The organism is Sphingomonas lycopersici (genome assembly GCF_026130605.1).
Classification (GTDB): Bacteria; Pseudomonadota; Alphaproteobacteria; order Sphingomonadales; family Sphingomonadaceae; genus Sphingomonas; species Sphingomonas lycopersici.
In genome coordinates this window covers 294,447-306,583 of record NZ_JANFAU010000004.1, presented here as the reverse complement: position 1 = coordinate 306,583, position 12,137 = coordinate 294,447, and the positions used below count along the sequence as shown (strand labels likewise).

The following is a 12,137-nucleotide window of genomic DNA, read 5'->3' as shown; positions in this document are numbered from 1 at the left end:
TCAGCCCCTCAGGGATCGCGGAGGGTTGAAACGATCCGGAGCAGGATACTACAAATTCGTCATGGCATGTCCGCGGACCCCGGTTCGTTTGGAATTGCGTCATTCGCAAAACGGCCGACAGCCGCTTTGGGATCGGCGCTGGCCGGGAACAGGAGCATCATGACGTCGAGCATCGCGGAAACGAACCTCAATTCTCCGCCCCAGCCGAGCCGGAGACGCAAGACGAGCCGGCGCGAGCAGCAGCGTTCGGTCGACACGCGCAAGGCGATCCTGGATGCGGCATTGGCGGAATTCGCCGAACGCGGCTTCGATGGAGCCAGCGTCCGCCGCATCGGCGAGCGCGCCGCGCTCGATTACACCCTCATCACCTATCATTTCCGCAGCAAGGATACGTTGTGGAAGGCCTGCGCCGAATATGCCTTCGAACAGATTGAGGCGCAGTGGGACAAGGCCATTCCACCGGATTCGACGATGAGCCCCTCCGATCGGGTTCGAACCGAGTTTCGCGCCTTCCTGCGGTTCACGGTCGAACATACCGCCTTTCATCATTTCATGCTGCGCGAGAACCAAGGCAGCAGCCCACGGCTCGCGTGGCTCGTCGAGAACATTCTGCGCAAAACGCGGGAGCGCATTCTCCCCCAGATCGAGGCCGCGCAAGCAGATGGCGAGCTGATCAATGCAGATCCGGACATGGTCTATTACATGCTGATCGGAATGACCTCCGTTCTGTCGTCGCTAAGCGGTGAACTGTCTCAAACCATTGGATTTTCCTTGTCGGACGAGGCGGCGGTCGAACGCTACTGGAACCTGATTGAGCGCGCCGTGTTTCAATAAATACTACGATCGTGTAATTTTACTAGACATCCGCCGCCGGGCTGTGTTAGCCCGCGCTCCACAACGGCGACCCGCCGAAAATGGAGAGGACATTGGTGGATTTTCCGGTCATCGTTGCCGGCGGGGGACCTGTGGGCCTCGCGACCGCCTACGAGTTGCAGTCTCGCGGGATTCAGGTGCTCCTCGTGGAGCGGAATGCATCGACGACGCGCCATCCCAAGATGGACGTGACCAACGGCCGGAGCATGGAGCTCTTCCGTCGCTTCGGCTTGGCCGAGGCGATCCGCGACGTGGCCGTCCCGCGCAGCAGCCCGATGGACGTGGTCTGGGTCACGCGGCTCAGCGAATGGGTCTTGGCGCGCTTCGCCTATCCCAATGTCGATGAGTGGCGCGACGAGATCCGGCGGGTCAACGACGGAGCGCAGCCGCTCGAGCCCTATATGCGCCTCAGCCAGGTGGTTCTCGAACCGACGCTGCGGGCGCTGCTCGAACAATCACCCCATGTCGAGGTCCGCTTCGGCTGGTCGTTCGAGCATTTCGACGACGATGGGGAAAGCGTCCATGTAACATTGCGGGAAGTTGCGACGGGCCGGCTCGAAAAGAAACGCTGCGCATTGCTGGCGGGGTGCGACGGAGGCGGGAGCCTCGTCCGCGAGAGGCTCGGCTTCTCCTGGGAGGGCGAACACAATGTCGCCCGCTTCTACATGGTTCATTTCCGGTCTGAGGCGCGCGATCTCCTGCAACGGTTCGGGATCGCGTGGCATTATCAGTCGCCAACCGGGAGCACGTTGATCGCGCAGGATGATCGCGAGATCTGGACGTTGCATTGCCTGTTGCCCGAAGACGCCGCGAGCGAGGATATCGATCCCGCGCAGCTGGTGTTCGATGCGTTGGGTCGCGAAATCCCGATCGAGGTCATCCAGGCCAACCCCTGGTCGCCTCATCTCGTCCTATCGACCGGCTATGGTCGAGGTCGGGTCTGGCTGGCGGGCGATGCGGTTCACCAGGTCATTCCAACAGGCGGTTACGGCATGAATACCGGGATCGGCGACGCGGCCGATCTCGCATGGAAATTTGCCGCGGTGCTTGAGGGTTGGGGAGGGCCGTTATTGCTCTCAAGCATCGAAGCCGAACGCCGGCCGGTGGGCGCGGGCGTCGTCAAGGCCTCTGGCGGCCACATGCAGGTGCGCTTCGAGATCGCCAAGGCCTATGATCCCATCATCCATGAGGCGACGCCCGAAGGGGCTGCCGCGAGGATGAAATATGGAAAGCTGATCTCCTCGCTCGGAAATCTGGAGAACGAAGCGCGCGGCGTCGAACTCGGTTATCGCTATCGCCATTCGCCGATTGTCTGCGCGGAGGGTGACGAGCCGGGATGGACGGCGCGCGACTATGTGCCGAGCACCTGGCCGGGCGCGCGGGCGCCGCATGTCTTCCTCGAGGATGGGACGGCAATCTTCGACCTGTTCGGGCCATGGTTCACGCTGCTTCGCTTCACGGATGCCTCCGCCGAGCCACTGCTCGACGCGGCGCGCCTGCGCAATGTCCCGGTCGAACTGCTCGACGTCCGCGATGAGAAGGCACACGCGATCTACGAGCGCGATTTCATCCTCATTCGTCCCGATCAGCACGTCGCCTGGCGCGGCAATGTCATGCCGGACGACCCGCTTGCCGTCGTTGATCGCGTCAGGGGAGCAGCACAATGATCCCGCCGGTTGAACCCATTGTCCGCGCCGATGCGATCGCGCGGGTGAGCTTCGAGCGTAGCGATCCGGTACGCATGGCGCGCTTTCTTGCCGATTTCGGTTTCGTGCCGCTCGCGCCGCCGGCCGAGGGTCGACAATATTTTCGCGGCTGTGGGCCCGCGAGCTATTGCGTCGAAGTGATTGCGGGCACGCATGACGTTTTTCTCGGTTTTGCACTGAGCGCGCGTTCCCGCGACGATCTCCATGCGCTCGCGCGTTTCGAGCGTCGCGGACTGGGTCCAGCAGAGGGGCCAGGAGGTGGCGAACGCCTGCGGCTCCATGACCCCGATGGCCATCGCGTCGACCTTCTGTGGGGCGCGGAAACCTTGAGTCCGCTCTCGGTCAGGGAACCGCTTGCGGCGGTAAACCTGCCCAATGCCGCCACGAGGATCAATCGGCCGGTTCGATCGGAACCCGCGCCCGCGCCGGTCTTTAGAATCGGGCACGTCGTGCTCCAGACCCCGAGGTTTGGCGAGATGATGGATTGGTATCGGACGCGGTTCGGCTTCCTTGCATCCGACATCGCGACGATTCCCGACGGTACTCCCGTCCTCGGCTTCTTCCGCTTCGACCGTGGAGAGGAGCCGGCCGATCATCACAGTCTTGCCTTGCTGGCCGGTCCCGACGCGCGCCTGCTTCACGTTTCGGCCGAGACGATCGACCTCGACGCAATTGGTCAGGGCCAACAGCATCTCCGCGCGCAAGGGTGGAACCATCATTGGGGCATCGGCCGCCATGTGCTGGGGAGCCAGATTTTCGATTACTGGAAGGATAACGCCGGCGACGAGTGGGAGCATTATGCCGATGGCGACATCATGACGGCCGACTATCCCACAGGTTTCCACCCGCTGTCGCGCGCCGGGCTCTGGGCCTGGGGCGATGATTTGCCCGACTCCATGCGCCCGCCCGGGCCCTTGCCTGCGGACGCGCCCGCTCAGGCACGCGCGATATTCGAAGCATTGTCGGTGGCGCCACGGCCCTGGCTTCGCTGACGTACCTATTCGGAGAGAAATATGGCCTCGATGATCATTCGGTACGACGTCGGAGAAGGGGCGCAATGGGCGGTGCTCACCGGCGATGCGCCAGTTCAACCCGATGAGACCGTGGCGGTGCGCGATCTTGATACGGTCGCCGTCACGCTTGGGGATCTTATCGGCGAGCTCGACGCGGACCGCGCTTTGCCAGGCTGGGCGGCGACAATTCCCGCTCGTGCGATCCTCAGCCCGGTTACCACGGACGCGACACTCGTCTGCCAGGGCTTGAACTACCATGGGCATGCGGCCGAGTCCGGACATCAGGTCCGAAAGGCCAACCTCCTGTTCGGAAAGGCGAGCAGCACGCTTTGCGGTCCCTATGACGATATCGTGCGGCCGGCCGGCGTCGATCTACTCGATTACGAAGCCGAGATCGGAATTGTCCTGCGCCGCGCGCTCCACGCCGGCGCGATGGTCGACCGCGGGACGATCGGAAGCTATGTCGCGGGCGTCGTCCTGTGCAACGACGTCTCGGCGCGCGACGCAATGTTCGCCGCGTCCTTCCTTCAATGGTATCGCGGCAAGAGCTACCGAACTTTCTGCCCGGCGGGCCCGGTTTTCTATTATCTCCGGGAAAGCGAGGTTGCCGATACGATCGCCAATCTCGCACTGTCATTGCGCCGCGGGACCGAACTGCGCCAGGCGGCGAACAGCGGGCAGCTCATCTATCCGCCGGCCGAGACACTGGCTGAGCTGGCGAGTTTCCAGGACCTGAAGCGTGGCGACATGCTTCTCACCGGAACGCCGGGCGGGGTCATCGCGCAAAACTCGCCGGCGGTTGCGGATGTCATGAGGACGCACCTGTTCGACGACGCGCGGCGTCGGGACGAGCTGCGCGCGGCGCTCGACGCGCCGCGCTTCCTCCAGCCCGGGGAAACGCTCTCGCTCACGCTCCACGATATCCGGGCGGGAAAGCATCTCGGCGGACAGCGGAGCGTGATCGTGGAGGAAGCTGCCGATGTATATTGAAGACGCCTGGTACGTTGCTGCCTGGGGACGCGAGATCGACCGGCAGCCGTTCGCGCGCCGCATCTGCGACGTCCCGATCGTCCTGTATCGCACGTCGGATGGCGCAATCTCCGCCTTGCACGACCAATGCCCGCATCGCTTTGCGCCGTTGCATCTCGGTGTCGTCGAGGGCGATCGGATTCAATGCCCTTATCACGGGCTGGTCTTCGCAGCCGATGGGCAGTGCGTCCACAGCCCGCACGGACATGCGCCGAGCGCGGCAAGGATCCGCGCGTTTCGCGTGGTCGAGCGCTACTCTCTGGTGTGGATCTGGTTCGGAGATCCTGACAAGGCGGAAGTCGAGCTGATTCCCGATTTTTCCTGCCTGGTGGACCCCGACCTGCGGACCGTCAGCGGCGTGTTCACGGTCGGTGCGCATTACGAGCTTGTCACCGATAATCTGATGGACCTGTCGCATGTGGCCTTCCTTCACAAGAACGGCATCGGCAGCGACGCCATCGCGACAGGCAAGCATCGCGTTCAGCAGCATGGCACGACGATCTTCTCCGATCGCTGGTGCGCCGATGCGCCCGCGCCGCCGGTCTGGGATGCATTGTTCGGCGATTACGGCAGGAACGTCGATCATTGGCTCGACATGCGCTGGGATCCGCCGGCGAACATGCTGCTCGACGTCGGCGTCACGCCCACCGGACAACCGCGCGATGAAGGGATATCGACGCTCGGCCTCGACATTCTGACCCCCGAGACCGCGACGACAACCCATTACTTCTGGGCAATGACCCGCGATTTCGGGCAGCAGGATGCGCAGCTCGACGAAATGATTGCTGGCGCGACCGAGCAAGCCTTCCAGCAGGAGGATCTGCCGATGCTCGAGGCCGTCCAGAAACAGATGGGCAGCCGCGCATTCGACGCAATGAAGCCGCTGCTCCTGCCGTTCGATGAGGGCGCTGTGCGGGCACGACGTGTTGTTGCCGCTGTCGTGGAGGGCAGGCGGTCGATCGAACGGCCGCTCACGAAGAAAGACCTAAGATAACAGTCCCAGGAACTTGGGGTGGGGAGGGTATAATGAAAAAGCATCTTCTGGTTCTATTCGGATCGACAGCGATCGGTGTTTGCGGCCCGGCTTATGCAGCCCGACCTGCAGCGACGACTGAACCCGCGCGCGGCAAGATTGCTCCTGCCGCACCGTGCGTCGCACCGGCGGGGGCGCCTGGCGGATCGGCCGGTGTCGCTCCTTGCATCGCGCCATCGACCGCGGGCGAAGCCGGCAGAACTGATCTCGGCACGAACGACATCATCGTGACCGCTCAGAAGCGCTCCGAACGGCTGAGCGACGTCCCAGTGTCGATTACGGCGGTATCCGGAGCCCATCTGGCGGATATCGGCATTACCCGGCCGTCGGACCTCGAAAAAATCGCGCCAGGCCTGACCTATCGGCCTAGCACTTACGGCTCGCCGGTGTTCACGATCAGGGGCATCGGCTTTTACGACGTCGCGGTGGCGGTTGCGCCGACGGTCAGCGTCTATAGCGACCAGGTGCCCGTTCCCTATCTCGCGATGACCGAGGGCGTATCGTTCGACGTCGAGCGCGTTGAGGTATTGAAGGGGCCGCAAGGTACGCTTTTCGGGCAGAATTCAACCGGCGGCGCGATCAACTATATTCCCGCAAAGCCGACCGATACCCTGACCTCGGGCTTCGATCTTACCTATGGCCGCTTCAATGAAGTCGATGCGCAGGCATTCGTCAGCGGGCCGATCGCGGGGAACCTCAACGGGCGCCTCGCGGTGCGCCATGAATATGCGGACGGATGGCAGATCAGCCAAAGCCGGCCCCTGGACCGGCTGGGACGACGCGATTTCACCACCGGTCGTATGATCCTTGACTGGGAGCAAGGTCCGGTCCGTCTGGAGTTCAACGCCAACGGGTGGATCAACAAGAGCGAAACTCAAGCCGGCCAGTTTATGCGCTACGATCCCCAGGTTCCGGCGTCGGCGGGCGGATATACCGATCTCCAGGCCGCGCTTCTGGCGATCGCGCCGGCGCCCAAAAACAGTCGCATCGCCGACTGGGATCCGGGCGTCAGCCTTCGTCGCGATGACTATTTCTATCAATTCTCGCTGCGCGGCGATGTCGATCTGTCGGATTCGATCAAACTGACCTCGATCAGTGCCTATTCGCGATTCAAGCAATGGTCGCCGGTCGATACGGACGGTGTACCCGTGCCCAACATGCGGCTGACGATCGATGCCCGGATCGAGAGCTTTTCCCAGGAGCTACGGGTCGCCGGGCAGTCCGGGCCCTTGCGCTGGATGATTGGCGGCAACTACAGCCACGATAAGACCGACGATCGCGAAATCGGTAACATCGACGCCAGCAATAGCGGGGTTGGACCGTATCGGTATCGCGAGTTCACCATCGGCAACGCTCAGAAGATCGATGCGAAGGCCGTGTTCGGCAGCGTCGACTATGAGATCGTTCGCGGCCTGACGTTACAGGCTTCTGCACGGTACAACGATCAGACAAATCGCTTCCGCGGCTGCCTGTATGACAGCGGAAACGGTGACATCGCGACCGTGTTCAGCTTCCTTTCCAATTTGCTGCGCGGTTTCACCGATCCTGTGGTCGCGCTCAAGCCGGGCGCATGTGCGACGCTCGGGGAAGTTGGCTACGGCACGCCGCTCGTGCCCGTTCCGATTGTTGAAAAGCGCTTGTCGCAAGATAATGTCTCGTGGCGCGCCGGACTCAATTGGAAGCCGACCCAGGACACGCTGCTCTACGCCAATGTGACGAAAGGGTATAAGGCCGGGAGCTTCCCTACCGTTCCTGGATTATTTCCAACCCAGTTCGACCCGGTAACCCAGGAATCGGTACTGGCAGTCGAAGCGGGTTTCAAGGTTGCCGCGCTCAATCGGCGTCTTCAGCTCAATGGCGCGGGTTTCTACTACAAATATAATGACAAGCAGATTGCCGGCTATGTCGCCACCGCGTTCGGCAATCTGCCGAGCCTCGTGCAGATACCCCGGTCCTCGGTGCGGGGAGGCGAGCTTACCATCAACTGGCGGCCGGTGGAGGGCCTCACCCTCAACGGCGGCGTGACCTATGTCGACACCCGGATCGACCGCAGCTTCGTTACCAACGACCCCGATGGTACGGCGATCAACGTCAAGGGCGCCTCGTTCCCCGGGACGCCGAAATGGCAGATGAACGCGGACATTGATTATCATGTGCCGCTGGATTCCACACTGGAACTCACGATGGGGGGCAACCTGAGCTATCGCTCGAAAGTGCAGGCGGCATTCGGCAATCTTACGGAGTTCGAGATTCCAGGCTATGCGCTGCTCGATCTTCGCCTTGGCCTCGGCGCTCGGGACTCACGCTGGAAGGTTCAACTCTGGGGGCGCAACGTCACCAACAAATTCTACCTGACCAACGTGACTGACGTCGTTGACACCGTGGTTCGGCTGACCGGCAAGCCCGCGACCTATGGCATCACGCTGAGCTATCGCTACTGACATGCGTGATGGAAAATACGCTTGGAGCGGGGCCGCCGGATGCGATTGGCGCATCCGGCGGGAACCGCGATTGCCGAGATCGCAATTCATTCGCCCGGTTCCAGGGCAGGACCGATGACAAGTCAATCGCTCATTTCCGAATTCACCGCCGAAGTTTCCCGTGATCTCGGATTGAACTTCGCGCAATTTGAGGACCTGTACCGCTGGTCCGTCGATCGGCCGGCCGATTTCTGGGAAGCCTTATGGCGCTTCGACGGGATCATGTCGCGCACGCCTTATTCGCAAATTCTGACCGAAGATCCCATGCCCGGCACCAGATGGTTCGTCGGAGCCGAGGTGAATTACGCGCTTCAGGTCTTTCGGCATGCCGCGGCTGGCACGGCTGCCGGACAGCCCGCCATTATCGCCGAAGACGAACAAGGTTCGGTGCTGTCGCTGGACTGGTCCGAGCTGCGCCGCCGATCCTTCTCGCTGGCCTGCGCGCTTGAAAGGCTCGGGGTGGCGCCCGGCGATCGCGTCGCGGCGTTCCTGCCGAACCGGATAGAAGCGGTGGTGGCGTTTCTTGCCTGCGCCTCGATCGGTGCGATCTGGACGATCTGCGCGCCCGACATGGGAACGGCTGCCATTCTCGATCGCTTCCGCCAGGTCGAGCCCAAGCTGCTGATCGCGACCGATGGTGCGCTTTATGCCGGAAAAGCGCGCGACCTCACCGATATTGTTTTGGAGATCGTGGCGGCGTTGCCAACGCTCGATCATGTCGTTCAGGTGCGATCGGGGCATGCCCGCGGCAGCATCGGGGCCACGCTCGATTTTGAGGAGCTGATCGCGCGCGACGACGACGAAGTTCGATCGTTCGAGCCGCGCTGGCTGCCGTTCGATCACCCGCTCTGGATATTATATTCGAGCGGTACGACCGGGAAGCCAAAGGCGATCGTCCACGGCCACGGCGGGATCCTGCTCGGTGCTGCTGCGATGCGTCTCCATATGGATTTGCGTCCGAGCTACGCGGCGGACAGCGAGGGCGAGAGATTCCATTGGTTCAGTTCGACCGGATGGATGGTGTGGAATGCTCAGGTCGGCGGGCTTTTGAGCGGCACCACCATCTGCCTCTACGATGGCAGCCCCTCGGGGCCGAGGGACCGGACCGATTGGAGCATTCTGTGGCGCTTCGTTGCGCGGCACGGAATCAGTTTCTTCGGCTCGGGCGCGCAGTTCTTCACGATGTGCCTGCGAGCCGGAGTCGATTTCTCCACGGTCGGCGGTCTCTCGGCACTCAGAACCATCGGGAGCACCGCGTCGCCATTGCCGGCCGACGTGCAGCTTGGCCTTTCGGCACATCTGCGAGCCGCCGGATATGATGCCCCCTGGTGGCTCAACAGCTCCGGGGGGACGGATATTTGCGGTGTTTTCTGCACCGGCAGCCGCGATCTGCCGCCGGCGCCAGGACGGATGCAATGCCGCCAGCTCGGCGCCGCGGTCGAGGCATGGAGCCCGGAAGGGAAGTCCATGGTTGGCGAAGTCGGCGAGCTCGTATGCACCCGCCCGCTGCCCTCAATGCCGCTCTACTTCTGGGGCGACCGCGAAGGGCGGCGCTACCACGAATCCTATTTTGATATGTATCCCGGTATCTGGCGCCATGGCGACTGGGTCCGCATCGATCCTGATGGCAGCTGCACGATATACGGGCGAAGCGACGCCACGATCAATCGCGGTGGGCATCGAATGGGGACAAGCGAAATCTATCAGGCGATCGAGGGTGCTGAAGGGGTCGTTGACAGCCTGGTGGTCGATGTTCGGACCGGGGACGGTGAAAGCGAGTTGCTCGCCTTCATTGTCGCTGCGGAAGGCAAATTGCCGCAGGACCTTGTCGTTCGGATTAGAGAGTCGATCAGGACATCGCTGTCACCGCGCTTTGTGCCCGACCAGGTCTATTTCGTTGCTGCGATTCCGCGAACGCTTTCAATGAAGAAGCAGGAACTGCCCATTAAGCGGTTGTTCGAAGGACGATCGCTGACAGAGATTATCGACCCGTCCGCCATGGCGAATCCCGATTGCCTGTCCGACTTTGTCAATCTGGCGACGGCGTTTCGTGCGTCTCGATGAGAGCAGGGCCCGGTACAAAGGGTGACAGGACCTATACTCTTGTATGGTTTGGCCACTGCCTCGACCCAATCGACCGCCAAAATTGCCGCCACTAACCTTCTCATTGCCATGCGCGTGACGCGCTTGTGGGCCGAGATCAGGAGGTTAGGACCATGAAACCCGACAATATCATGAACCCGGTCGGACCGGGTGAGGACGAGCTGGTTCCGTCGCGCTACGCGGTGCGGATCGGTGATATCGAGGTGCTGGTGATCAGCGACGGGGTATTGCCGCTACCGACCCAAACCATGTCGACCAATGTCGATCCCGCCGAGCGCGAGGCATGGTTCAAGGACATGTTCCTGGGGCCGGATGCCTTCGATTGGGCGCTGAACGTGCTGCTGGTTCAGAGCGGCGATCAGACCATCCTCGTCGACGCCGGCCTGGGTGGACAATTTTCGGGATTTCCGCGCGCCGGCCAGTCGCTTCGGCGACTTGAGGCGGCTGGCGTCGACCTCGGGTCGGTGACCGACATCGTGCTGACGCACATGCATATGGACCATGTCGGCGGGCTGCTCGGCGATGATGTGAAGAGCCGGCTGCGCCCGGACCTGCGGATTCACGTCGCCGCGGCCGAGGTCGATTTCTGGGGCTCGCCGGATTTCTCGCACACCGATATGCCCGCCCCGGTGCCGGACGTGCTTCGCTCGACCGCCAAGCAGTTTCTGGACCAGTATCACAACAAACTGCAGACATTCGAAAACGAGCATGAGGTGGCACCCGGTGTGGTCGCGCGGCGTACCGGCGGCCATACCCCCGGCCATAGTCTGGTTACCGTGACCTCGGGTGGCGAGCGCCTGACCTTTGCCGGCGACATCCTCTTCCCCGTCGCGTTCGACCATCCCGAATGGCATAACGGCTTCGAACACGACCCCGAGGAATCGGTTCGCGTTCGCGTCCGTTTTCTCCAGGAGGCGGCGGCGAGCGGCGAGCTGGTTGTGGCGACGCACATGCCATTTCCGTCGGTCGGTCGCGTGGCGCTCAACGGCGACCGTTTCCGCTGGGTGGCTTCGTTCTGGGATTATTGACGCACTTCAGCGCCGATAGGGCAATCGGACACGTTCTCGAAATGAGATGCGAGGACGTGTCCGTTGTCGCCTGACCGAGGGCTGGCGTCTCCGGCGCCTGTAAGCGACGCTCGTCATGGGCATTATCGTCCTCATGGACACGCTCGGAATCGAGAATGCGGTTATGGCCGGTTTCGACTCGATCGCGCGAACCACCAATTTTGTCGCCGCATTTTGGCCCCGACACTGCAAGGCGTTGGTATCGGAATGCGGCTTTCTCATCGGAAGCCAGGAACTGGAAACGACGCGGCTTCCCCTCAACGCCCGTTACCAATGGCAGTATCAATATTATTTCGGCATCGAGCGGGGCGCCGCTGGATGCGCCAGATATGCCCATGATTTCGCTCGACTGACTTGGGAGCTTGTTTCCCTCCCGTGCGAATTCCACGATACGACCTTCGCACAATCGGCATCCGCGCTCGACAATCCGGACCATGTCGCGATGACCATTCACAATTATCGACGCTCGCCCGGTCTTGCGCACGGAAAGAGGAAATCTGACGGCATTGAACGGAAGCTTGCCGTTTTTTCGGCATCGCCGTCCCGACCATCACGATCGAGGGTGTCGCCAATGGCGCGCCGCATCCCGATCCGTCCGCTTACGCCAGGCGTTTCGCCGAGCGCGACGAGCACCGATTGTTCACCGTTGCTATCGGGCACAATCCACCTCGGGCATCGCCGGGCGAATCTGCCAGAGCCGTCATCAACACGGACCGGTTCCTGGCCCGGCGCATGCTCCAGTTCCAATTCCGGCGCGCGCGCTCGACCTCAAGCCACCAGGAAGGAAGGGCCCGGTCGGTAGAATGTGTTGAATACCGGCAGGAGCCAGTGCG

9 protein-coding genes are annotated in these 12,137 nt (G+C 62.3%); all 9 read left to right on the top strand.

The genetic code is table 11. The features are described from left to right. Nucleotides 1-159 precede the first annotated feature (159 nt). The gene (locus tag NED98_RS10970) at nucleotides 160-834 is read left to right on the top strand and encodes a TetR/AcrR family transcriptional regulator (RefSeq protein WP_265270465.1); all 675 of its coding nucleotides are present in this window, start codon (nucleotides 160-162) and stop codon (nucleotides 832-834) included. Nucleotides 835-929: 95 nt separating this feature from the next. Continuing rightward, complete coding sequence (locus tag NED98_RS10965; RefSeq protein ID WP_265313013.1) at nucleotides 930-2,540, top strand: FAD-dependent oxidoreductase; 1,611 nt, start codon at nucleotides 930-932, stop codon at nucleotides 2,538-2,540. Further along, a complete protein-coding gene (locus NED98_RS10960) occupies nucleotides 2,537-3,571 on the top strand; it encodes a VOC family protein (RefSeq protein ID WP_265313012.1) in 1,035 nt (344 codons plus the stop codon). Before NED98_RS10965 ends, NED98_RS10960 begins: the two co-directional genes overlap by 4 nt. A gap of 21 nt (nucleotides 3,572-3,592) precedes the next feature. Next, a complete protein-coding gene (locus NED98_RS10955; RefSeq protein WP_265313011.1) occupies nucleotides 3,593-4,582 on the top strand; it encodes a fumarylacetoacetate hydrolase family protein in 990 nt (329 codons plus the stop codon). Beyond that, on the top strand, nucleotides 4,572-5,615 hold the full coding sequence (locus tag NED98_RS10950) for an aromatic ring-hydroxylating oxygenase subunit alpha (RefSeq protein WP_265313010.1): 1,044 nt from the start codon (nucleotides 4,572-4,574) through the stop codon (nucleotides 5,613-5,615). The genes NED98_RS10955 and NED98_RS10950 overlap by 11 nt, the downstream gene beginning before the upstream one ends. Nucleotides 5,616-5,647: 32 nt before the next feature. Beyond that, nucleotides 5,648-8,095 (top strand): TonB-dependent receptor, encoded by a 2,448-nt coding sequence (locus NED98_RS10945; protein ID WP_265313009.1) that lies wholly within the window; start codon nucleotides 5,648-5,650, stop codon nucleotides 8,093-8,095. A 21-nt stretch (nucleotides 8,096-8,116) separates the two neighbouring features. Continuing rightward, nucleotides 8,117-10,198, top strand: a complete 2,082-nt coding sequence (locus NED98_RS10940) for an acetoacetate--CoA ligase (RefSeq protein ID WP_265313008.1) — start codon at nucleotides 8,117-8,119, stop codon at nucleotides 10,196-10,198. Nucleotides 10,199-10,350: 152 nt separating this feature from the next. Then, the gene (locus NED98_RS10935; RefSeq protein WP_265313007.1) at nucleotides 10,351-11,265 is read left to right on the top strand and encodes an MBL fold metallo-hydrolase; all 915 of its coding nucleotides are present in this window, start codon (nucleotides 10,351-10,353) and stop codon (nucleotides 11,263-11,265) included. Between the two features lie 115 nt (nucleotides 11,266-11,380). Continuing rightward, nucleotides 11,381-12,106, top strand: a complete 726-nt coding sequence (locus tag NED98_RS10930) for a hypothetical protein (RefSeq protein ID WP_265313006.1) — start codon at nucleotides 11,381-11,383, stop codon at nucleotides 12,104-12,106. Nucleotides 12,107-12,137 lie beyond the last annotated feature (31 nt).